This is a genomic window from Ruminococcoides bili, from assembly GCF_040093295.1.
GTDB classification, from domain to species: Bacteria; Bacillota; Clostridia; order Oscillospirales; family Acutalibacteraceae; genus Ruminococcoides; species Ruminococcoides intestinale_A.
Genome location: NZ_JBBNJY010000007.1, coordinates 77,135 through 99,869 on the forward strand (window position 1 = coordinate 77,135; position 22,735 = coordinate 99,869).

The 22,735-nt window shown below is 48.1% G+C and carries 23 protein-coding genes and 4 pseudogenes; 2 read left to right on the plus strand and 25 right to left on the minus strand.

Annotation, left to right across the window (positions count from 1 at the left end):
• Positions 1 to 169: 169 nt before the first annotated feature.
• The 25 genes and pseudogenes from AAAY30_RS03945 to AAAY30_RS04065 all read right to left on the minus strand — a co-directional run bounded on the left by AAAY30_RS03945 (position 170) and on the right by AAAY30_RS04065 (position 20,676).
• The gene (locus tag AAAY30_RS03945; protein WP_499215812.1) at positions 170 to 1,789 is read right to left on the minus strand and encodes a relaxase/mobilization nuclease domain-containing protein; all 1,620 of its coding nucleotides are present in this window, start codon (positions 1,787 to 1,789) and stop codon (positions 170 to 172) included.
• The gene (locus AAAY30_RS03950; protein WP_040647222.1) at positions 1,761 to 2,159 is read right to left on the minus strand and encodes a plasmid mobilization protein; all 399 of its coding nucleotides are present in this window, start codon (positions 2,157 to 2,159) and stop codon (positions 1,761 to 1,763) included. The genes AAAY30_RS03945 and AAAY30_RS03950 overlap by 29 nt, the downstream gene beginning before the upstream one ends.
• A gap of 638 nt (positions 2,160 to 2,797) precedes the next feature.
• Positions 2,798 to 2,980: pseudogene (locus AAAY30_RS03955) on the minus strand (cysteine-rich KTR domain-containing protein); the annotation flags it as partial.
• Positions 2,981 to 2,991: 11 nt separating this feature from the next.
• Positions 2,992 to 3,429, minus strand: coding sequence for a DUF6591 domain-containing protein (locus tag AAAY30_RS03960; RefSeq protein WP_005937456.1), 438 nt, complete (start codon positions 3,427 to 3,429; stop codon positions 2,992 to 2,994).
• A gap of 2 nt (positions 3,430 to 3,431) precedes the next feature.
• On the minus strand, positions 3,432 to 3,890 hold the full coding sequence (locus AAAY30_RS03965; RefSeq protein ID WP_005937453.1) for a DUF1700 domain-containing protein: 459 nt from the start codon (positions 3,888 to 3,890) through the stop codon (positions 3,432 to 3,434).
• On the minus strand, positions 3,887 to 4,246 hold the full coding sequence (locus AAAY30_RS03970) for a PadR family transcriptional regulator (protein WP_005937450.1): 360 nt from the start codon (positions 4,244 to 4,246) through the stop codon (positions 3,887 to 3,889). Before AAAY30_RS03970 ends, AAAY30_RS03965 begins: the two co-directional genes overlap by 4 nt.
• A 196-nt stretch (positions 4,247 to 4,442) precedes the next feature.
• A pseudogene (locus AAAY30_RS03975) lies at positions 4,443 to 4,577 on the minus strand (Maff2 family mobile element protein); the annotation flags it as partial.
• A 216-nt stretch (positions 4,578 to 4,793) separates the two neighbouring features.
• Positions 4,794 to 6,332 (minus strand): annotated as a pseudogene (locus tag AAAY30_RS03980) (VirD4-like conjugal transfer protein, CD1115 family); the annotation flags it as partial.
• 85 nt (positions 6,333 to 6,417) lie between these two features.
• Entirely contained in the window at positions 6,418 to 8,319 is a 1,902-nt protein-coding gene (locus tag AAAY30_RS03985; protein ID WP_499215811.1) for an AAA family ATPase, read from the minus strand.
• A gap of 16 nt (positions 8,320 to 8,335) precedes the next feature.
• Entirely contained in the window at positions 8,336 to 9,943 is a 1,608-nt protein-coding gene (mobQ, locus tag AAAY30_RS03990) for a MobQ family relaxase (protein WP_499215810.1), read from the minus strand.
• A gap of 134 nt (positions 9,944 to 10,077) precedes the next feature.
• Complete coding sequence (locus AAAY30_RS03995) at positions 10,078 to 10,371, minus strand: DUF3847 domain-containing protein (RefSeq protein WP_008982219.1); 294 nt, start codon at positions 10,369 to 10,371, stop codon at positions 10,078 to 10,080.
• 150 nt (positions 10,372 to 10,521) lie between these two features.
• Positions 10,522 to 11,460 carry a serine hydrolase gene (locus tag AAAY30_RS04000; protein WP_040219241.1) on the minus strand — a complete coding sequence of 313 codons (939 nt, stop codon included), beginning with the start codon at positions 11,458 to 11,460 and terminating at the stop codon, positions 10,522 to 10,524.
• 79 nt (positions 11,461 to 11,539) lie between these two features.
• The gene (locus AAAY30_RS04005) at positions 11,540 to 11,836 is read right to left on the minus strand and encodes a hypothetical protein (RefSeq protein WP_008982217.1); all 297 of its coding nucleotides are present in this window, start codon (positions 11,834 to 11,836) and stop codon (positions 11,540 to 11,542) included.
• A 133-nt stretch (positions 11,837 to 11,969) separates the two neighbouring features.
• Positions 11,970 to 12,161: a transposon-encoded TnpW family protein gene (locus AAAY30_RS04010; RefSeq protein WP_006060444.1), complete on the minus strand. Its 192-nt coding sequence runs from the start codon at positions 12,159 to 12,161 to the stop codon at positions 11,970 to 11,972.
• A 79-nt stretch (positions 12,162 to 12,240) separates the two neighbouring features.
• Positions 12,241 to 13,629 carry a DUF4368 domain-containing protein gene (locus tag AAAY30_RS04015; RefSeq protein WP_499222346.1) on the minus strand — a complete coding sequence of 463 codons (1,389 nt, stop codon included), beginning with the start codon at positions 13,627 to 13,629 and terminating at the stop codon, positions 12,241 to 12,243.
• An 18-nt stretch (positions 13,630 to 13,647) separates the two neighbouring features.
• Positions 13,648 to 14,450, minus strand: a pseudogene (locus AAAY30_RS04020) (recombinase family protein); the annotation flags it as partial.
• The gene (locus tag AAAY30_RS04025; RefSeq protein ID WP_007886614.1) at positions 14,447 to 14,947 is read right to left on the minus strand and encodes a PcfB family protein; all 501 of its coding nucleotides are present in this window, start codon (positions 14,945 to 14,947) and stop codon (positions 14,447 to 14,449) included. The pseudogene AAAY30_RS04020 and the gene AAAY30_RS04025, both read right to left, overlap by 4 nt.
• A 98-nt stretch (positions 14,948 to 15,045) precedes the next feature.
• Entirely contained in the window at positions 15,046 to 15,357 is a 312-nt protein-coding gene (locus tag AAAY30_RS04030) for a DUF5720 family protein (RefSeq protein ID WP_008728385.1), read from the minus strand.
• 50 nt (positions 15,358 to 15,407) lie between these two features.
• The gene (locus tag AAAY30_RS04035; protein ID WP_499215809.1) at positions 15,408 to 16,268 is read right to left on the minus strand and encodes a DUF6017 domain-containing protein; all 861 of its coding nucleotides are present in this window, start codon (positions 16,266 to 16,268) and stop codon (positions 15,408 to 15,410) included.
• Positions 16,269 to 16,335: 67 nt separating this feature from the next.
• Entirely contained in the window at positions 16,336 to 16,626 is a 291-nt protein-coding gene (locus tag AAAY30_RS04040; RefSeq protein ID WP_499215808.1) for a DUF5720 family protein, read from the minus strand.
• Between the two features lie 12 nt (positions 16,627 to 16,638).
• Positions 16,639 to 17,574: a ParB/RepB/Spo0J family partition protein gene (locus AAAY30_RS04045; protein WP_499215807.1), complete on the minus strand. Its 936-nt coding sequence runs from the start codon at positions 17,572 to 17,574 to the stop codon at positions 16,639 to 16,641.
• Positions 17,531 to 18,352, minus strand: a complete 822-nt coding sequence (locus tag AAAY30_RS04050; RefSeq protein ID WP_499215832.1) for a ParA family protein — start codon at positions 18,350 to 18,352, stop codon at positions 17,531 to 17,533. The genes AAAY30_RS04045 and AAAY30_RS04050 overlap by 44 nt, the downstream gene beginning before the upstream one ends.
• Before the next feature lie 465 nt (positions 18,353 to 18,817).
• Positions 18,818 to 19,219, minus strand: a complete 402-nt coding sequence (rpsI, locus tag AAAY30_RS04055) for a 30S ribosomal protein S9 (protein ID WP_022234348.1) — start codon at positions 19,217 to 19,219, stop codon at positions 18,818 to 18,820.
• Positions 19,220 to 19,239: 20 nt separating this feature from the next.
• Positions 19,240 to 19,668, minus strand: coding sequence for a 50S ribosomal protein L13 (gene rplM, locus AAAY30_RS04060; RefSeq protein ID WP_022234347.1), 429 nt, complete (start codon positions 19,666 to 19,668; stop codon positions 19,240 to 19,242).
• A gap of 192 nt (positions 19,669 to 19,860) precedes the next feature.
• A complete protein-coding gene (locus AAAY30_RS04065; protein ID WP_499215806.1) occupies positions 19,861 to 20,676 on the minus strand; it encodes a putative RNA methyltransferase in 816 nt (271 codons plus the stop codon).
• Positions 20,677 to 20,894: 218 nt separating this feature from the next.
• Here AAAY30_RS04065 and AAAY30_RS04070 point away from each other — a divergent pair, with 218 nt between their 5' ends.
• Complete coding sequence (locus AAAY30_RS04070; RefSeq protein WP_440448872.1) at positions 20,895 to 21,740, plus strand: dockerin type I repeat-containing protein; 846 nt, start codon at positions 20,895 to 20,897, stop codon at positions 21,738 to 21,740.
• A 15-nt stretch (positions 21,741 to 21,755) separates the two neighbouring features.
• Positions 21,756 to 22,568 (plus strand): dockerin type I repeat-containing protein, encoded by an 813-nt coding sequence (locus tag AAAY30_RS04075; RefSeq protein ID WP_499222344.1) that lies wholly within the window; start codon positions 21,756 to 21,758, stop codon positions 22,566 to 22,568.
• Positions 22,569 to 22,735: the final 167 nt, after the last annotated feature.

Genomic DNA, 22,735 nt, shown 5'->3' on the forward strand with positions numbered 1-22,735 from the left:
GCTCCTTTCTGCCGTTTCCGCTGGTATAAGCGGATAGGTCGGTAAAAATGTAGTTTCTCGGTGTCATTTTCGGGGATTTCCTGCGCTGTGCGCCCCGTTTCAAAGGTGGGCAGTATTGCGGATAGGGTGCAGGGCATATCCCCGTTTTGGTATCGTTTCGGGGCGGTTTTTAACGCTCATGTTTGTGCTTTTTCTCTCTGTCTTTCTCGCCTTGCAGGATTTGAGAAAGATTGCTTTTCACGGTATGCAGCTCCTTGACACGGGCTTTTTTCTCCCGGTATTCGTTGTAATGGGCGTTCTTTTCGGCGGTAAGCTGCTCGATTTCCGCTTGCAGGGCTTTATGGCTTGGCAGCTTGGAAACGCCATGCGCCCGAAAATAACGGGTGGCTGCGTCCGCTATGATAAAATCGCTTTCGTGCCGTTCCCGGTAGGCGCTGCGGGCTTTTTCCGTTTTCTGCGCTTTCAGACCGTCACGGGCAGGCTTGGTCTTGGCATAGGCAAGCACCTGTGTCTGAAGCTCCTTTTTCTCCCGGATAGCAGCGTCCAGGGCTTTCAGCTTGGCGGTGCTGTCCTGTAAATCCGCATTGGCGGATACAAGGGCTGCGTCCAGCTCCTCCGGCGAATAGCCGTACTGCCCGTAGGCGGCAACGGTAGCCGCCATTTGTTTCAGATTGTGGACTGCCGCCCAGCAATCATAGCCCGCGCCCTTTCCCTCCGCTCGCTTCGCTGCCCGGTCAACCATGCGCTGAATACCGTCCTTTTCCGGGGTGATTTGGACAGCTTTTTTGCCCTGCAAACGCTCCCTTATGTTGCGGGGGTATTCGGGTACGGTTGCGGTCTGCTCGGCGGCTCTGTGGGCGTTCTGTTCCAAAAGGGCAAGAACGGCAGCGCGGTCAAAATCATCTCCCAGCTTGCGGGCGGTAATGGGCTTTGTCCTGTCCGGCGTGAGGTAGGATAGCCGCCCTCGGATCTCCTTGACAGTCACGCCCTGTTGCAAGAGAACGGCGGCGAACTCGCCATAGCTTGCGGCAGAGGACAGCGCGGTGCGTATGGTCTGCCGCAATTTTTCCTTGTCTGTTTCAAACTTCGTGGGCTTGGCTGGCTGCTCCTCGGCTGGCAAGGCAGCAGCTTCCTTGTCCAGCTTTGCCTGCCCTTTCCGCTGCGCCCAATACTCACGCTCGGTAATGCGGTTTTTGCTGCCATGCAAAAGGTCGATTTGATAGAGATTTTCCCGGTGGCACAGCTCCATGACTTCGGCTTTGAAGTATTCCATCGCCGCGTCTGTGCAGCGGTGTTTGCACCCGGTGCGGGTGTCTGCCGGTCTGTCCATGTAAGGCAGGAACGGAACTTCCTCTATCCGCAGAGAATTGATAACGATATGCACATGGATATTGCCGCTGTGGTTGTGTCCGTCCGGGTGGGTGCAGACAATGGCTTGGTGTCCGGGAAACTGCTTCCGGCAAAATTCCTCGCCCAACGCCTGCGCCCGGTCTACGGTCAAACCGTTGTCCACCGCGTCCCGTGGGTCAAAGCTGATAATGTAGTGGTGGCTTTTTACATCTTCCCGCTTCTGGTTCTTCCCATAGCGGAGATTGGAGCGCATACAGGCAACGGCAAAATCCTCGTCGCCGCAGTTCAGCGTGGCTATTCGATAGTCCTCCCTGAGCATGAGCCGCCCGTTTTCATCAAGGGTGGGCTTCATGGTAAACTCGTCATGTTCAAAGGTGAGGTACTGCTCGGCTGCGCCATAATCCGCATTTTTAGAGCTGATATGTTTGAATGTTGCCAACAGCGTCACCTACCTTTCGCAGGACTTCAAACTTCAAGGCAGCAAGGTCAGAAATGGCGGCGCGGACTTCAACGGACAGGGCGTTGTATGGTGTGCCGTACTCGTTGAGGGCGCGGGCAATCTGATTGAGGTTGCCACCGATTTTTCCGTATTCGGCGGTCAGCCTGCCAACGGCGGACAACAGTTCATCATTGACCGGGGAAACGGTAACGATGGGGCGAATGGTCGCCCGTGTAATGGCTTGCCGGATAAATTCGGCTTGGCTCATGTCATAGTGTTTCAGCCGCTCGGTAAAGTCGGCGTATTCTTCCTCGGTCATGCGGGTTTTGACCACATGGCAGCGGTGGGGTGTGTTGTATTTTTTCTTCAAGCGTTGACCTCCTTTCTCGCCCGACAGGGCGCATGAGCAGGGTTTGGGGAAGGCACTCCCCAACAAGATTTACCAAAGGGGCAAAACCGCAGATATGCGGATTTTGGCACCGTGGTAGAATCTTGCTCTAAGAAACTGCCGCTTTCCTCTACGGCTGACTTTGCGGCAATCCGCAGGGGGCGGCTTGGCTTGTTTCCGTCAATATAGCGATTGCGGTGGCGTGTCCTGCCCGCTGTGGTTTTGCTTTCTTCTACGGACGGAAATGGAAAATGCCAAACGCTCCCTTGGATTTCTTCATCACTACTACGGTAGCCCCATACCTTTCTTCCAAATGGCTGCGGTATTCTTTTCATCACTACTACGGTACGCAAGACCGTTTTGGGCAAATTTCCCCGTCACTTTCTACAACAACAGGAATGTGCGGTCTGCCAAAAATGGGCGCAAAAAAAACGCCACGGACTTTCAAAAAATCTGTGGCGTTGCAGCTTGGTCGATATTCAATTTTCATTTCCATAATGTGAGGGGAGCGACAGCACTTTAGTCTGTCGCTCCCTTGATTACCCATCAGCGGAAACAGGCAGGGCTGTCAACGGCGGCGCATTTATACGCCGTTCATCTTGACCGTTGACTGCTCCGGCTGATTCCGCTATTTGTTGTGGGATTACAGCTACATTCAAATCTTTTGCGCTGATTAGTGTTTCTTGTTTGCATTTCGGACAGAACAGAGGGAAATTTTCAAGTATTGTATCGGGGCGTATCTTTGTTCGTGTTTTATTTCCACAAATAGGGCAAAGCACCCACCTATCAGGCGATTTAATCATTTTAATTTTCATTATTTAAGGAAAGAAATGTAAATTGTGAAGTTATCGGGAATGTAGCTGATACTCAATCCCTTTTCGCCATTTGACAAAAGCGTACCGATAGAAACATAGTCCTGTCCCTCAATTTCTTCCGACACTTCCTCTATTATAGAAAACCCCTCTTGCTTCAAAAGCTCTAAATAGTCGTTATAGTCGGTTTCGCTTATATCCACAATACTGATACTGCAATTCTCATGTTCCGTATCAAGCATAGCCCAACCGACCGTACCGGACGGGACGGGAAGCCCCTCGGTGTATTCATTCACAGGCCATACACCCGCGTCAAGCATGGTATTGCTTTCTGTTTGTGTATTGCTTGGATTATCCGCAGCGGACGGCGTATCTTGATTGGAACAGGCAGCCAAAGAAAGCATAAGTAAAATAGCGATTATTGAAACAAATTTTTTCATAGCTACCTCCTGTTTTTGCGGACGGTTCGGATAATCTGAATGATTGCGATTGTAACCGCGATTACACCGACTGCCAAAATGATTTGTGAAGCGTCAAATCCAAAAGCTCCCTCAACTTGAATGTTTGTCATTGCGTCTGCTTGTCCGATTGCCCCGTCCGGCACTTTCCCGGATTGGGTAGTGGCGTAAATCACAAACGCTGCAACGGCAACGACAAGGGCTGCAACGCTCGAAATAATCCCTTTCCGTTTCTGCGGTGCTGCGCTGTCAATGCCTAACTGCTCGGCGGTATTCTCTGCAAACTCTTTGGGAGTGCCTAACCGTTCGATTACCTGTTGTTCCGTTTCGCCATGCTCCAACGCAGAAGCAAAGACTTCATTCAGATCACGCACGACCTCTTTTTTTGCTTTGCGTGTTAAACTCAATTCCTTTTCCACTTGCTTAATGTATTGCTCTTTCATTCTGATACCTCCGCTGTTTGATAGGTGGCAATAAAGCCATTTACACAACTTTCATAGCTCGCCCAAAATAAAATCAGCTCGTCTAATACCTCTCTGCCCTTATGGGTAAGGGAGTAGTATTTTTTTGATCCGCCATTTGCCGCTGCCGGGGCTAATCGGCATTGGATTAACTCGGCTTCCTGCAAACGATACAGAATAGGGTAAATCGTTCCCTCTTTTGCATAGCCCAAAACGGACGCGCTGTTATTTAGCTCTGTAATGATTTCATAGCCGTAGGTTTCTTTGCGTCCGATCAAGCACAAAAGTATCATTTCAAGAGAGCCTTTTTTGAATTGCTGCACATACCTGTTATCCATACTCTCTACCTCACTTTAGTTTTGCTATTTAGCGTTCCTAAATAGCAAAACATATTATAACTCCCGGAGGTGTTCAAGTCAATAGAGTTTATAGAAATGTTACAAATGCTTTTTAGACTTTACCCTATAATTTGCCTTGCTCGGAATAGCGGCGGGGCTGACTGTCCTTGTCCTGTTTTGTTGTGCTTCTTTATTAACCATGAGCATTGGCGCCAGGGTTGTCGTTGCCGTAACCTTCCAACAGGTTGATGACACCCCAGATACCAAGACCAGCGCCCAGAGCGATAACGAGAGTCTGAAGAACGGTAATTGCCTGTTCAAAAAATGCCATAAATAATATTAGCCGGAATCATTTGAATGATTAGTTAGGTTTGTTTCATAAGCGCACAAAAGCCGGAACAATCTGCCCTCGATCTATGAGAGCCTGATTCCGGCTGTCCTCCTTTTTCATTATTTTGTTGATGATTGCCCGCTTTGTACGCCAATGGCCTCAACAGAGGCAGTTGCGGCAAATAGATACGATCACTCCTTTCTCAGCGGAACCGTATTACACGCCCTCCGTGTCTACTTCATATACATCGCAGACCTCATCAGGCTTGAGTTTTAGTCTGGCAGACAAAAATGCTTCAATATCAAAGGTATTTCGCTTGTCTGCATCAGCTGTGTATTTGAAATTAGGGTGTCTGGTAATGTCATACTTGTCTGAAAGAAACGGACGCACACCGCGCAACTGCAAGATGCACTTGCCACCATCCATAACTGCCAGCTCGTCCTGGCTCATCAGCTCTTTTCCCAATTTCTGATAGTTGAGCGAGTGGGAGGTCTCCCGTCCCCGGCTCTCTCCGGTGTTGTAAGTGTCTATGGTCTCCTTTCCCAGAACAGCCGCCAGCTCTTTTAGCGTTGTTGGCTCTTTGCCACCCAGGAAGATGGAAGTATCCATATTGCCGATGATGGTATCGGCATTATCTTTGTAAATTGCCTTGAGCTGGCTCTGTGCCTGCAACACCAGACAGGCAGAGATTTCACGGCTTCGGATCGTGGCCACCAGCTTTTCCAGCTTCGGAATCTGCCCGATATTAGCACACTCATCAATCAGACAGCGCACATGAACCGGAAGCCTGCCACCATACACATCATCGGCCTTTTCACAAAGCAGGTTGAATAACTGGGTGTAGCACATGGAAATGAGAAAGTTAAAACTGTCATCCGTATCACTCATAATGAGGAACAGAGCCGTTTTTCTGTCTCCCAGCGTATCCAGTTCCAACTCATCGTAGGATGTAACCTCGCGCAGCTCCGCAATATCAAATACGGCCAGACGCGCACCGCAGGAAATTAAAATCGACTTAGCGGTTTTGCCGGCTGCCAGCTTATATTTCTTATACTGGCGCACCGCAAAGTGATTTGGCTTCTCGGCTTCCAGTGCATCAAACATCAGGTCTACGGGGTTTTTGAACTCCTCGTCATCCTCACGGACTTCCATGGCATTGATGAACTCAATGAGGGTGGAGAAGTTCTGCTCCTCCACCGGAGCCTCATAATGGATATAGCCAATAAGCGCGCAGTACAACAAGGTTTCTGCTTTTACCCAGAAATCGTCTCCGGCCTTGCCTTCGCCTTTGGTATTGGCGATCAGCGTTGTTACCAGCTTCAAGATGTCCTTTTCGCTATGGATATAGGCGAAAGGGTTATAGTGCATGGACTTCTTGAAGTTGATGGTATTTAGGACCTTGATTCGGTACGGCTCATAAATGACCTTGCCGTGCTTATCCTTCATGGGCTTTCCGTCCTTCCCCAGCTTGGGCGCACCCCTTTGGAGCATTTTTCCGCACTCCACCAGAATTGTTCCTTTCGGGTCCGTCACAACATAGGAGCTGTGCATCTGCATCAGGTTGGGTTTCAGCCAGAATCGGGTCTTACCGGAACCGGAGCCGCCAATCACCAGTACATTTTTGTTTCTGGCAGTCTTGGGGTCCTTGGGGCGACTGTTCATGGTCAGGCTCTCCGTTTTCGTCAGAATCACATTGTTCTGAAATACAGGATCAACATAAGGTGCAATATCCTCACGGGTTCCCCATGAAGCGTTTTGTCAAGTGCTTTTTTGAGTTATTGACGCAAATTATCGTGAAAGTGCGAAAGTGCAAAGTGCAAAGGGTCTGCGTTTTGCACTTTCAGCTTGCGGGTTCGGGTGGTTGCTTCTTCTTGATGAAGTTGTACCATTGACCGCCGACACGCCTTGCGCCTAAAATGCCGCCCATGTTGCGCTTGGCGTTCTGTACCGTCCTTTCGGATATTCCGGCTTCGGCTGCGGCTTTTACAATGTCCTCACTGGCAAGCTCTTTCCCGTCTGCAAGCAGGTCAAGTATCAGCCTTTCGGCTTGCTCGGTCTTGGTAGCGGTGTTCCCGCCCGCGCCGGACAGCAGCTCGTCGGCGGTTATATCATATTCGCCTATCCACGAAAAGCCCGTTTCCGGGTCAAGGCAAAAGGCAACGGGCTTGCCCTCCGGCGCAAGGGAAGATTTGTCATGGACGATAACGCGCACATTCGGTTCTCGCTTCACGCGCCCGATCAGCAGGACGCTCCTTGCTGCGGCGCGGAAGTCGATAGAACCTAAGCCCCGGTATGCGCTCTGCCCTCCGGCAGCTTTGTTGAGATGTCCGATAAGGATAACGGCGCACCCGGTACGATCGGCAACATCGGCAAGGCGGCGGAACATGGGGCGCACCTCGTTTGCCCGGTTCATGTCGGTCTTTTCGCCCATGTACGCCTGTATGGGGTCAAGGATAATCAGCCGCGCCCCGTTCTGCGTGATTGCCTTTTCTATGCGCTCATCGGAGAGGGTAAGCTCCCGCTTGGCTTCATCAATCACAAGTACGCGGTCAAGGTCGGCTTCGGCTTCTATCAAGCGGGGCTTGACGGTATCGCCCAGCCCGTCCTCGGCGGTCTGGTAAATCACTTGGAATGGCGGCAAGGGCTTCATTCCCGGCAGCGTTCCCCCGGTGGTGCAGGCGGCGGCAAGGCGTAGGGCAAAAGTGGTCTTGCCCTCGCCTGGATTGCCTTGCACAATGGTTACTTTCCCAAAGGGGATATACGGCTCCCATAGCCATTCAACGGTCTGCGTGTCAACCTCGCTCATGCGGATAATCTCAACGGTTTCTTCCTGCGGCGGCTCTTTCAAGCCGTAAATCGCTTCCCGGATATACTTCCCGTCCGCGATTTCTGCCCGGTGCTGCAATACCTCGTTCCAGTCCTTGTAAAGCGGCACAAGGCGGTGAACGGTCAAGCCCTCCGGCACAAACTCCGCAAGGCGGCTGCAAGCGTCGCTTCCGGCTTGGTCGCTGTCAAGGCAGAGGTACACGGTCTTGATGTTCGGACGGTCAGAGAGAAAGCGGAGCAGGGCTTTTTCTCCCACGCCGCCCAGTGCAAGGTAGCTTTGTTTCTGCCATTCCTTTTTGAACAGACAGAGGAAAGATAAGAGGTCTATCGGGGCTTCAAAGACAAACAATCTTTCGCCCTCGCCACGGTAGCAGAAGTTAAAGGCTTTGTCGCTGCCTTTCACATCAAGTCGGAAGTTCCCGGCTGTGCCGCGCTGATGGGCGTATCGCGGTACTCCGTCCTCGTCCCGCCCTACGAATACGGCGTTGTGGTGGGCGGCTTCCTCGTAAATATCCCCGGTGGCAAAGAAAAAGCCCGTCACATCTTCATCAATGCGGCGGGCTGCTGTGAGGTAGTTCCTCGCTATGCGGTTGTCGGTGCTGCGGGGTGGTAGTCGGAAGTCAGAGAGGGGCGCGGGGCTTGGTCTGTCCGGCGGTAGGGCTGCGCCTTTTTCTCCTGTCAGCATTTCAACGGCTTCGGTAAAGCTCTTGCCGAAAAACTCCATGACAAAATCAACGGGGCCGCCGCCCTTGCTCTGGCTGTGCCTGTACCATTTGTTTCCCCGGATTGTCAGGCTGTCGTGCCGCTTCCAGCGGTATTCCTGTCCGGCGCGTTCCAGCGGTTCTCCCTGCGATTGCAGGAACAAAACAAGGTCAGCTTGGTTCGCCCGGTCTATCTGTTCTTGGGTGTAATACATAAAAGTTCAACTCCTTTCAGCGGTCTATATCATGCCGCTTGGTGCGGCTCTGCGTCTGCTCCGGTTGGTCGGCGCGGAGTGCAATATCCACGCACCTGCGGATTTTTTGAAGCTCGGCAACCTCGGCGCGGGTCTCTTTCAGCGTGTCATATTCCGCTTCCCGCTGTGCTTTGATGGCGGCATATTCTTTCTCCCACGCGGAGATCGGCAGGGTTTTCACGCCCTCCGGCAAATGGGCATGGAGATAGCGGTTTGCCGCGTCCCATAGGGTAAGCTCGGCGCGGCGGGCTTCTGCAAACTTCTCCTGTTTTCCTTTCCAGCGGATTTGCCGGTACTCGTCCTGTATGGGCTTGTAGGTTTGATAATTTCTGCCGTACTCCATGAGTTTTTGCAGTTCTTTCATGCGCTGCTCGGCGGTTTTCATTCCCTCCCGGATTGAATAGGCTTTATCACTGACAGAGGAAAGGGAAGCGTCCAGCTCATCAAGATTAGAGATACCATGCTCGGAGAGATAGTTGACCGCTGCCGCTATGGTTTTCAGTTCATCGGCTGTGTGCTGTTGTTGCCAACGCTGCGAATACTTCCGGCTCTTTTCTCTCTGAACGCTCAAATACTTCATCAGCAGATTTGCAAGGTTGGGAGACTGCGGCGGCTGCTCCGGGGCGGTTTCCCGCGCTTTGAACAGGTCGGCAATCCACTCTTTGAGCTTCCCAATCTGCGCCCGGATTTCCCGTATAAGGCGGTTTGCTTTTTGGATATTTCGGTTCAGTTCGCCTTTCTCGGTGGCTACACCTTTCTTCTCCATTTGACAGGCGGCTACGCCCATATGGACGGTCGGTATTTCGTCAATGCCGCGCTCGGCGTTGCTGCGGTGGTCGATACGCTCCGGGCTTCCATTCCTCTCCAAAAAGTCGTTGGTAAAATCAGCCCATGTCTTGCGCCACAAGAGGGTGTTGTCCTTGTTGTTCCAGCCTGTAAGGTCAACTTTGTGCGTCTTGTATCTGCCGCTTGGCAAGCGGATACGCTCACCGTTTTCGTCAAGGTCATATTCCTTTTTGGATTTCGCCGCCCATGTGCCGCGCTCGTCAAGGGGGCGCATAGTCAGCATGATATGACAATGGGGATTGCCGCTGTCGGTGTCGTGAATGGCAAAGTCAACACACATTCCTCTGGAAACAAATTGAGAGGAACAGTATTCCCGGACAAGCCGGATCTGTTCCTCTCTGGATAATTCTATGGGGAGCGCCGCGTCAATCTCTCTGGCAAGCTGGGCGTTCCCGGCTTTCTCGTAAAGCTCCACGCTGTTCCACAAGGTTGAACGGTCAGAGAAAGAGGGCGGGGCATGGGGCGACAGCATGATTTCTGTATGGACAACGCCGCCTTTGCGGGTGTAGTCATGGGTCATTCCGTCCCATTCGTTTGTCAGCTTTTCGCCGCTTCGGTAGGCGGCTGCGGCAACGGCTGATTTGCCTTTTCCTCGGCTCACAATGCCGATGTTCCAATGGTAAATGGCTATGGGTATCACCTCCCGGATAGGATAATAAAACCCACAAAAATGGTACAGACGCCAACGGCGGGTGTACTGTTTTTGTGGGTGTGCAGGGATAGCCGCGAAGCGGCGCAAGGGGTGCAGCCCCTTGTTGCGGCAAAGCCGCCATATCGGAGCGCGGGGAAATCTCCCTGTGCGGAGATAAGCCCTCGGCAGAGCGCACACGCCCGTAAGGGTGTATAAGTGCGCCCTTAGTTCCTAAGGGATTTTCAGCTTGTCGCTCCCTCTGCTCGTTTTTTCAGATATTCCCGCGCTGGTTCACTCGTCAAGGCAAGCCGGAGAAGTGCTGCGGCTTCCTCGTCGGTCATGTTCTTTGCTTCCGGCACAATGCTTTCAAAGACTGCGCCCCGGACGATAAGGCGGTGGCTGCGCGTTCTGCGTTCCTCTTTGGATAACTTCTGACGCAACATCTTTTCCCGGTTCTCAAACTGCCGGATTTTCTTCTTTCCGTCCTCAATCTCGGCTTGCAGCTCCTCGCGGGTTTTCTCTCTCGGTTTTGTCATAGTTGGTCGCTCCTTTCTGCCTGTCGGCGTAGAAAAAGGACAGTCGATTTCTCGGCTGCCCTTTTGGATGGGTATTAAGTTTTATTGTGTGCTGTTTTATCTTACCCTTATTGTTTTGACACTTTACTTAAACGGGATATTTCATCATCATTATTCAATAATCGTGTTGATAGCAGACTGTACCGCTTTATATCTCCCCTCATTTGAGTGTGCCGCTAAACAGGTAATTAAATATGCTTTTCCATCTTTTTCATACAGAACAACAATGTTATAGGAAGATGCCATTGTTCCTGTTTTCATTCCTTTAACATTTGCATTATAGTACGGTGAATTTTCATCTAAAAATTCATTTGTATTTTTCCATGTAAATTCACCTTGCGGAGTTTGAATTGAAAATTCGCTTTTTCCAATACATTCTTTAACAAAATCGTAGTTAAGGAGCTTCAACGCTACGCGGTTAATGTCATCTAAATGAGAGTCAGCTTGCATAGACGCGCCACTTGGGTCATTATATAAATTTGTTTTGGAATAGCCTGCTTCGATTAAATACTCACTAAGTTCTGTCATGAAATAATCTATATATTCCGTTGCTGTATAACCTTCGCCTAATTCGTTTTTAGCGATATGATATGCCAACGCATAGGCTGCGTCATTTCCGGAAGGAACAAGCATAGCCTCCATGATTTGTTTAACTGTGTATTCCCCAGCATACAGATTTGCTAAAGATGAACCCGCCGGAACAAGTTCTAATACCTCTTGATTTACTTCAACAATATCTTCCAAATCTACTTTTCCCAAAGCATAATCAATGGCAAATAGTTTTGCCAAACTTGCTACTGTGGGAAGTTGGCTATCGCCCTCGTAAAATAAATATTCCTCCTGTTCAATATCATAAACAGAAAATGAAAGAGCGTCCTGCGGAATGTTAAGCTCGTTCGTACTTAGTTGAAAATCAATTTTTTTATAGATGTCCTTTAAGAAATCAAAACGATAAATCCCTGTTTTGTGTAGCCCAATTACTGCAACAAATGCTATAAACAACACTGTTACAAAAGCTATTATCTTTTTACATTTTCTATGCTTCTTCATATTTTTTCTCCCACGAATTTATATCTGCCATTCTGTGCCTTTGAGAAAAGTATAGCACAAGAATATGAACAAATCCACATTATTTCAACAAGTTTGTAGTGCTGTTTTCTCTGGCATATCGCCGCGTTGCTTCCCGTCGTTCCTCGCTGTATGGGGCGGTCAGACGGAAAGAGAAGCGCCCCTTGCGGATTTCAAACTCCATGCAGCCCGTTTCGGGGTCTGCGTCGGTCTGGCGGCACTGGTCGGGGTGCTGTCTGGCGTAGGCGGCAAGCCGTTTCTTCAAGTCGGTGTTGTGGGTGCGGATATGGATTAGCGGGTCTTTCTCGTCAAACCAAATATCGGTGGTCTTTTCCTGCTTCGTAAGCCCTGTTCTCATAAACTCTCCTTTCTGCGCCCCTGTTACGCAGTAGGGGCATTTTTCGGGTGTTTTTCCCGGCTCTTGACTTGGGGAAAATGAGGATTTTCAAATAGAAATCGCCCGGACAGGGAATGGTTCGTCGGGGCGGCTGTTATCGCAAGATTTCTGTTTTTTCCGGCTCTTGACCGTCAGACGCGGATAAACGCGAACTGTCGGCAAGCACCAGTTTGAGCAACTTGTCGCGGAATGTTTCTGTGCTGCTGTGATTGAAAAATAACTCCGCAACAATGGTCTGCCCGTTCCTCTGGGTCGTGATGATACTGTCGGGGGTCTGTTCTGCCATAGGCGGCTCCTTTCTCCGGGTGCAAAAGAGGGATTTCCCGTAGTTCGGAAAATCCCTCTTGGTTGACGGTTATTCTGTTTTACTGTGTGGGCTGTGCGGCGGCTGCCTGCGCCTTTTTCTTCGCCCGGTATTCCCGCGCCTTGATACGGTCATACTCCCGCTGCTTTTCAAGGTTTCGCGCCCGGTACTCCCTTGAATACTGCCGGTGGTATGCGCGGCTCTTTTCCTTTTTGGCTTCTTCGATTTCCTCCCGCATTTGCCGGATTTCCTGCTCGGTCGGTTCTGCAAGCTGTGTCACTTCATTCTCAAACTTGCCGATATAATTGAAATATATGCTGATGTGCTGGATTGCGTATCTCGCCCTTTTCTGGTCGCGCTCATGCACTTCAATCCTGCTGATAAACTCGTTGAGAATGGCGGGGGTAAGTTCGGTAAAGGCGGCATGGCGTTCCGTCAGCTTCAAAAACTTCTGCGCCCGTCCTCCCGCGTTCTCATAAGCGGATAGCTGCTCTTGGAGCGTGGCAAGCTCCGCTTTCAGCGCATAGTATTCTTCCGAATACTTCTGCGACATCTGCTCATAACGGTCTTGCGGGATCGTGCCGAGGGCGTTGTCCTCATAGAGCTTATTCAGCACCTTGTCAATCTGTTCAAGGCGCGTCGTGATTTGCGGAATACGCTTCTGCTGTTTCTTGGTCTGGTCGGTCTGCTGCATGGCAAGGTTCTTTTTCACTAAGGCTTCAAACTCCGCCCGGTTGCTGATAGAATAGTCCTCGATTTTCTTCAGCACTTCCGCGATGGTCTGCATGAGCAAGTCCGCGTCCATGATGTGCGGGGAATGACACTTGGGGTTTTTAGCCTTTCCCTTGTGATACTCGCTGCAATAGGCAACGTGCCGTTTGCCGCCGTTCCTGTAATCTATGCGAATGTGCATTTTTGAACCGCAGTCTTTACAAAAAAGCAAGCCCGACAAAGGGTGGATTTCCCCGTCCCCGTTGGGGCGTCTGACGGGTGCGTTTTCCAAAATCCGCTGTACGGTTTCAAAATCGCTGCGGCTGATAATCGGCTCATGCACATTTTCTGTGATGTGCCACTGGCTCCGGTCTACATAGTGGTTATGTTTATCCCGGAAATGCTTTGTAGTCTTGAAGTTGACCACATCGCCGCAATACTCCTGCCGTGTGAGGATATTGGTCAAGGTGGCTTTGTTCCACTTGCAGCGGTTATCCTCGTTGAGCGTCTTATTTTTACAGGTTCCTCGCCCTCGGTCTTTCATATAGAAAGTGGGGGTAGGGATTTGCTCGTTTTTCAGATGCACGGCGATTTGGTTGCGGTTCTTCCCGCCGATAAACAGACGGAAAATCAAACGGACAACCGCGGCGGCTTCCTCGTCGATTATCCAAAAATCCTTGTTGTCCGGGTCTTTGACATAGCCGTAAGGGGATTCGGTGACAATCGGCTTTCCACTCATGCCTTTGGTCTTAATGCCCGTTTTTACTTTCTTGCTGATGTCCTTTGCATACCACTCCGACATGATATTGATAAAGGGCGCAAACTCCAGCGTGTCGGGCTTCTCGCTGTCTATGCCGTTGTTGACCGCGATAAAGCGCACGTTGTTCCGTCTGAAAATCTCCATAGCGTTGCCGACTTGGAGATAGTCGCGCCCCCAGCGGGTAAGGTCTTTCATAATGCAGACACCGATTTTCCCGTTTTCCACATCGTCCATCATGCGGGAGTAGGCGGAACGGTCAAAAAATCTGCCGCTTTCGTCATCGTCGATGTAGTGCCGGATATTGGTTAGGTGCTGCCCTCTGGCATAGTTCTCCAAAAATATTTTTTGGTTCTGTATGCTGTTGCTCTCGCCGCCGTCCCTATCCTCGTCGCCCACGGAAAGGCGGGAGTAAAGGGCTGTAATTTTGCTATAATCAGTCATGTGCATAACCTCCTGTGCGTCCATGTATGTGTCATTTACACTTAAAATTATGCACTCCAGCGGGCCGAACCATATTCCAAACCATGTCGATATTTCTTGGCGTTCTTGCTTTTAAGACACACCGCCAGCCTCAGACTGCCTCCACAACACAGCCCTACCAACAAGTCCAATGGATGCAGGCTTGGCCAGAAACTTTGCAGCGCCCCAGGCAGAACCGCAATCAGCGAAAGAAATTTTTCTGAAGCATCCGCCCCTTGTGCCATTCGCCATGCCTCTCCAAAATTGGTAGCAAACAGTCCCATCAGGATATACGGCATATTCAGCAAAATGAGCTTTTTGATGTCCAATATCTTTTTCATCGTTCCAGCTCCTTTCGCTTGGTGCGATCCACCACAGCATTTTTAACCATCTCTTTGAACTGGTTAAGTTTTGCCAGTACGGACGGGCGCTCTGTTTTCGTTGCCTTTTTGACCTTTTTGTTGGTGTACTCTGTAAAAGCTGCTGTCAGAGCATCTGCATCACGGCCTTTGAAAAAAATCAGGTACTTTGGCGGAGAACTGCTGCGGTCCTTTTTCACCGCATAATCCACACCATATTTCCGGGCGATTTTCTCAAACTCCTTGATAGAGGGGTCTGTGATCTCAATGTTGGATATTCCCTGATTCTGCCCGACAAGCTGCTTCACAGTCTGTTTTCCATGCGGAACAACCGGCGCATCACGGCTTCTCTGTTTTTCCAGCTTCTTTTCCTTGCGATGTGCCATGTACTTGCTTATGGCAGCCTTAAACATTCTGCCGGTAAACTTTGTTCCACTGACAACCAGCGTCAAAGTTCTGTTTTCCACTTCTTCCTGCATTTTCTCGCCTCCTTTCCACGAAGTTTGCAGGGAATCTCTTTTTTTGCTAAGGCGGAACCACCAGCCGCCGCAGAAGATAACGCTTCATATCACCCTCCTTAGCGTAACTGGTCAGAACGGTCATAGTGCAGATTGCCCTGACGTACCTTTGCGTGGCTCAAAATCTTAATCTGACCCTTTTCCTGACTATCCAGTGCTTTTTCATAACCGGTATCCGACAGGAACAGGCGGGTTCGTTCGCCTTTCCAGCCAACAGGGGAATCGTTCGTCAGCACATCAAAAATAATCATGTGCCGGGTGTCCTCCGCAAAACGCTGGAGATCCATATATCCATGACCGTGATAATTCTGCGCTCCTGCCTTTGCCCGCATTTCTTCCATCAGCTGCCCTATGGTCTTTCCCTCAGACATCATGCTTGCTCCTTTCTCCCGGCAGTTCCGGGCAATAAAAAAGCGACCATTTACCAGCCGCCATACAGATCGTGATTTACTTGTGAGGTGTAATGATTGCTTATCGTGGTCGGTGCATTGAACAGAACGGTCAGAAGATACTGCTTCATGTTGCGAATTTCCGTGGTGTTCTTCTGTAAACAGTCCATGACAAACTCAATGTGCGAGTTATCCAGCTTCAAGAACCTGGAACGAACGATTTCATGCGGAAAATCACTTCCTGCAATACGGGTGGCCTTTCGCTTTGCACAGACCGTTTCCACGATTAGCTCCACAATCTCATCCAAATCCTCCCGATAAGTTTCATACTGCTGACACAGGTATTCATACCCGATATTCTCCTGAATCAATTCCCGATAACTCTCTATCTCTGTGAGTGACATCGCATCCCTTCCTTTCCGTTCCGGCAGACAATCTGCCGCGCAATCCCGGAAGGGAATGGAATCGGTACTTGATCCATAAATATTTTGTTTTTGAGTATTAGATTTCTCTATATTTAATTCTGCGGGCTTTTCCGTATCCGGTTTATCCATATACGGGTTTTCCGTATCTGGTGAATCCGTATCCGGTTTTCTAAGCTGTGGCTGCTCGTATATGACATACTCTGTATCGCTGATGCGTCCCTGCCGGTCACGCAACTTGTGCCGTACAATATAACCGGCGGCCTCCAATTCCCGCAACGCAGCGCCTATGGCATCCACGCCCTCCTTACAGATCTTTGCAAGACCACGGGTGGTGTAATTCCAGTCCTCTGGCAAAGACAGCATCATGGAAAGCAGCCCCTTGGCTTTTAACGACAGGTTTGCATTTCGTAAATGATGATTGCTCATCACAGTATAATCACGGGTCCGTTCAATGCGAAAAACGGCCATCGACCTCACTCCTTCCGACTTTTGGATATAAAAAAAGCCACAATCCCAAATCAAAGAATTGTGGCGTTCAACTTTCTCTATATTTTCTTGTGCGTTTCTTTCCCAGCTTAAAGTCGAGGATGTGTCCCTCAACAACACGAGCATACCGCTTGATTTTGATTTTCCGGCGCTGCTGGTCTTGGAGAGCATTCTGATAGCTGTCCTCTGCAAGAAACAGACGCATTTCATCACCTCTGCTCCCGTAAGCACTACACGGATGGAGAACAACAAACTCAATCATCCATCGAGTGCTGTCCTCAAAGCGTTCCACGGCAAGAATGTTATGTCCTTTCAGATCCCTTGCTGAAATATCTTTCATAGGCGGCTCCTTTCATCGTTCCTGATCTCTCTGACGCTTTTTCTGCCATGCCTCCAGCAGCTTGATGATGGTTTCCTGCATCCGCTGGGGCGTATAGCTTTTAGGAAAATACTTCCGCAAGGTGTCAGAGGTAAATGTCACTCGGTCCAGATTGCTTTTCTTTTCCTCACCCATGATGACACGCATCATATCGAGGGTCAGATGCCCCTCCTGACTGTATTTCTTGAGCCGCTGGGCTTGAGAAAGAGAAGGGGTAGCCTGTTCGCTGTCCATCGCGTCCAACAGGTCTACCTGTTCCTCCTTTTTGAGAAAGGACAGCTCATAAGCAGGATTTAAGGCAATTTTCTTTTCATCCACCATGTCCAGCAGTTCGGGAATCAGCTCGGTCAGACGGATAAATCTCTGAATTTGATTCTTACTCTGTCCAACCTGTTCAGCTAAAATATCTCTGGATTTTCTACCATCTGACTTGTGCCCAACTTGGGCACAAGTTAAATCCACTCGCTCTCCCTGGTGCTTCATAGCCTCCAACTTCATTTTATAGGCAAAGGCCCTCTCACTTGGAAGCAGGCTTTCTCGTTGCAGGTTGCTGTCAACCATAATAATTGTAGCAGCGTCATCGTCCAGATCACGGACAATTACCGGCATGGTCTCTTTTTCTGCCAGTTCACTTGCTCTGTGCCGTCTGTGTCCGGCCACCAGTTCATAACCACCCTCCGGGTCAGGGCGGGCAATTGCTGGAACCAGCACACCATACTGCTTGATACTGTCTGCGGTTTCCATCATTGCTTCGTCATCCTTGACTTTGAATGGATGCCCTTTGAACGGGTGCAGTTCCGACAACGGGATTTCTACTACTTTTTCTCTCTGAGCATCGGCACGGCTCTCCTCCGTAGAAAACAGATCATCTACCGATGCCAGCTCTACTTTTTTCGCGCTGCTTTTCAAGTTTCAACACCTCCTTCGTCAGATTTCGATACCCCTCTGCCACTTTGCCGCCAGGGTCATGGGCGAAAATACTTTTTCCCTCTGCGCTAATTTCCTTTGCCCGGACAGAATGGGGGATTTCCGTTCCAAAGACTTTGATTTTACTTCCATAGGTGTCCCGCAGCAAAGCAGCAATCTCTTTGGCAAAGTTGGTGCGGTTATCCACCATCGTCAGCAGGATACCGTCAATCTGGAGCTTGGGGTTGATTTGCCCCTTTACCTTGTTTACCGTGGAGAGCAGCTGTTCCAGCCCTTTAGCGGGCAGATACTCTGCCTGAACGGGAATGATGATCCTATTCGCAGCCGCCAGCGCATTGACCGTAAGCATCCCCAACGAAGGCTGACAGTCAATCAGGATATGGGAATATTGTCCCTTCAGTGTGTCCAGGTATTGCCGTAAAATCGTTTCACGGCTCATGGCGTTTACCAGAGAAACCTCCATACCGGAAAGCTGAATATCCGCAGGCATCAGGTCAACGCCTTCTGCATGATGCAGAATACCTTCTCCGGGGCGTATAGGCTGATCCATCAGAATTTTGCCCATTGCATCCGACAGTGTAAATGGCAGCTTGTCCGGTTGCGGATTTCCCAAGCTGATTGTCAGGCTTCCTTGTGGGTCCCCGTCTATCAGAAGCACTTTCTTTCCGGCCTGTGCCAGACCTATTCCCAAGTTCGCACAGGTTGTTGTTTTGCCAACGCCGCCTTTCTGGTTGGCGATGGCGATGATTTGCGTGTTCATTGACTTCACCTCATTTCTAATTATTGCTGTTGCTTCTGGAAATAGAAAAAGCCGCCACTTCAAAATTAACAGTGAAGTGACGGCTCTTTCTATCGCCGGAATACGAGTTCCTGAAATGAAAAAAGCACCCAGCATTTATACTGTGTGCTACATCAAATTCATATTCAATTATTCAAATTAGCTCAAACTATGCCAAACTGCCACAGCCAAAAAACGAGGGGAAGGAGGGCTGAAAAGCACCCCAAAAATCGGCTCTCGGTTAACCACTTTGGGAACCACTTCCCCCTCTTTTTGCCCTCTTTTTGGCCAGTTAACCACTTGCGGACCACTAAAAATTGGATGAAATCGGCTCTCGTTTTGCCAAATTTGGTCAAACCATATCAGCCCGTTTAGATATAGCAAAAGCCCGGAAAACCTTGATTTTCCGGGCTTTTTGAACCATTTTGATATAGTCTGAGCAGTCGATTATCGCTTGCTGAACTGCGGAGCGCGACGAGCTGCTTTGAGACCGTATTTCTTACGCTCTTTCATTCTTGGGTCACGAGTTAAGAAGCCTGCCTTCTTAAGTGTTGAACGAAGGTTCTCTGAATCGTACTGAAGAAGTGCTCTGGAAATACCGTGACGGATTGCACCTGCCTGACCTGTAACGCCACCGCCTGCTACTCTGCAAACGATGTCGAACTTCTGATCTGTTTCTGTTAAGGCGAGAGGCTGTCTAACGATGAGCTTGAGTGTTTCAAGACCGAAATAATCGTCGATGTCACGATCGTTGATTGTGATTTTGCCTGTACCCTGGTAAAGTCTTACTCTTGCAACAGAGCTTTTTCTTCTGCCTGTGCCGTAAAAATAAGGTGTCTTATCGTACATTATTAATTTGCCTCCTTCTTTTAAGCTTCAACCATTTCAGGCTTCTGAGCCTGATGATTGTGTTCTGCACCCTCAAAGAGTCTGAGTCTGAGCAAAGCATCTCTGCCGAGTGTGTTCTTTGGAAGCATACCCTTAACAGCAAGCTCCATAGCCTTTGTTGGCTTTGTAGCCATAAGAGTATCGTATCTTGTTTCTTTAAGATGGCCGATATAGCCTGTATGACGCTGCCACTTCTTCTGAGTGAGCTTGTTGCCTGTTAATACAGCGTCCTTGCAGTTGATGATGATTACATGATCGCCGCAATCTACATTTGGTGTAAATGTTGCTTTGTGCTTACCTCTTAAAAGAACTGCTGCCTGAGTAGCAACTCTACCAAGTGGCTTGCCTGCTGCATCAATTACATACCAGCTGCGTTCAATTTCGCTTTTTTTAGCTAAATATGTTGACATAACAAATCCTCCTGTAATTTACTTGTGCCTTAGAATTATAATACATTTATTTTGCATTGTCAACACTTTTTTGCAAAAATTTAATTTACCGTTACACAAACTTTAAAATTCGCTTATATTCTCTTTTATACTCTCTTATGCTAATGTGTAATTTCAAAAAATATTTTTCTAAAACCTTAGTATTTATCACGATTACAGCTTTTTATAGACAAGCACGCAAAATTCGATTTCGGTCGTAAGTGAGTTTAATTTCTCCAGCTTTTGTTGGTCGGTGCGAGAGGTTTTGTAGTAGTACGGAGTCATTTTGAAAAGGCTTTCAATTTCACTGTTATCGTCAAGCGTTATGCTGTATTTAAGTTCTTTGCTTTCGGCAAGAATAAACCCGTCAATATCGGTGTTTTCTTTCGGATTTTTTAACGGATTGTCATATACCGCCTTTTTGAGAGAAAAAAGGTGATTTTCAAGCGGAATTACACGCAAAAGCACTCCGCCCCTTTTTAAAACTCGGTTGTACTCTTCCGGCGCAAAAGGTGAAAATACATTAAGCACCGCGTCGCAGGAAAAATCCGCTGTCGGCAAAGCAAATACGCTTGCTACAGCCAAACGAATATTTTTACTGCGCTTTGCCGCTGCAATAAGAGCAAATTTTGAAATATCCACACCCGCTATACTTGCGTTCTTGTCTGCAAGAGCTTTTTCAATTTTTCCCGTATAATAGCAGTCGCCGCAGCCGGCATCAAGCACACAGGCATTTTGCGGAATATATTTTTGCAAAAGCTCGCACATAAGGTCACACAGCGGCTTGTACGAATCTGTATTTAAAAACTCGGTTCTTGCCTCTATCATAAGTTTATCGTCACCGTGACGCTTGCTTTTGGATTTGTTGCTCTGCAAAAGATTGACATAACCCTGCTTTGCACAGTCAAAACAATGGTTATTTATACATCTGTAGGTTCGACCGTCAAGTTTTAATTCTTCTTTGCAGACAGGACAGCAGAAATTCAACATATTATTACCGCCTTTCATTATTAGAATAATAGCATAAATTCTTTGTGATAACAAGTTTAAACAGAGTTGTATGTGCAAAGTGTCACAATTTTTCTATGAGCAAATCAAAAATTCAGCTTTTTGCTTCGTAGCTTTATCTTGCAAAATATTGTATAATATTGCTTGACTGTATGAAACATTTATCGTTTTACAAAAATTTTATATTGAGGGGATAAATAATGAAAAAATTAATCAGTATCGCACTCGTTGCTTTAATGGCGGCAGGTGGAGCGGTATCTGCCAACGCAGCGGTAAAACAAAATAAGGATTATCAAATTTTGAGTTCAAAAATAACAACTAAAAACAACACTATAAGTATTTACACATACAATATGAAGAATACAGGCTCAGACGGCGGATTTGTACTTGACGGTCAAAAAAGCGGAAAAAGATACAAATATATATTTAAGAATTATTTATCGGCACCAAAAACAATAACTATGCCGTCTAACGAAAAATATAATATTTGGACTTGTCTTTCAAGCAGTATGGGCGGAACTACTAATTTGGATTTAAGACAGGCAGGCGGAGAATATGTTAAGGTAAGAGCCAAGCTGTCGGATATAAATCCAAATGAATTTAAAAGTAACGGCACACACACCCAAGACGGACATACATATAATTTTACTCGTCAAACGGTAAAGGACGGCTACTATGAATCTGTTTTGTTTTTCCAGAGCGGCGGAGTTTTTACCGGTGCAGTTCCCGACAGCAACGGATATGTGGAATTTTATGTGAGTACAAAGGTAGACCATAGTGTGAATTACTTTACAGAATACGGCCTTGATGTGGGGCTGACAAGCGGCGGTGGCGGCGGAACAAACGGCATAGAGATATATAAGCTTACTTTTGGCAATATAAATTTAGATTACAGCGTAAATGTAAACGATGCGTCATTGCTCCAGCAGTACCTTTCGGGCAATGCAGAGTTTGATTCTCTGCAAATGTACCATGCCGACATTAATCGTGACGGCAAAATAAATGTTCAGGATGTTACGGCTTTACAAAACGCTTTATCCGAATAAATTGGAGGGAAGATAGTGAAAAAACTTTTAAGTACAGCACTTGCAGCTGTTATGGCAACAGGCTCAATAGTTTCTGCCAATGCGGCAGTTGTTCGGGAAAATAATAGCGTTCAGGTGCTTGATTCAGGGGTAAAACTTGAAAACAACACCTTAAATGTGTTTACTTATAATCTTAGCAAAAATACGCTTGGCGGAGTGTGTTTTTACGGCAAAAACACAGGAAAACCATATGCTGTACAATACAAGGATTGTATAGGTAAAAATACCGTTATTTCCATGCCGTCAAGCGAAAGCTATACTCGCTTTGTTTCGGCAAACGGCGGTAGCACCGGAAATACTTATGCAGGCTATTCCTTTGCGAATACAGGCGGCGAATATGCAAAACTAAAGGTAAAATTAAGCGATGTTTCAAGCTATTTTAACAGTGACGGTTCATATACCGATACAGACGGAAACGGAGCAACCTACACTCTTAGGGAAAATGGATCCAATCTCACTTTCTTTAGCGGCGGTGCGGTAAACGGTGTTGCACCCGACGAGAACGGCTGTGTGGAAATTTATATAAAAGCAAAACCCGGTGTGAAAACCGCATTTTCAACCTACCTGCCTAATTACAGCGGAATAATAAGTATGTATGTGCCGATGCTTTGTTTTGGCAATATTGACCTTAAAGGCAGTACAAATGTAAACGATGCAACCCTTTTGCAGAGATACCTTGCAGGCGATGCGGAATTTGATAAACTTCAGATGTTTTATTCCGACATAAACCGTGACGGTAAAACAAATGTTAAAGATGTTACAGACTTACAACAAACTATTACCAAATAATTATAAAGGAGTATAAAATGAAAAAATTTTTATGTTTAATTCTTTGTGCGGTGCTGACTGCAGGTGCAGCAGTGACCGCAAACGCAAAAACCGTTAAGCCGCATAAGGGTGTTGAGATTTACAACTCGGCAAAAAGCATCGGCAACAACACGCTTTTGGTTTCTGCG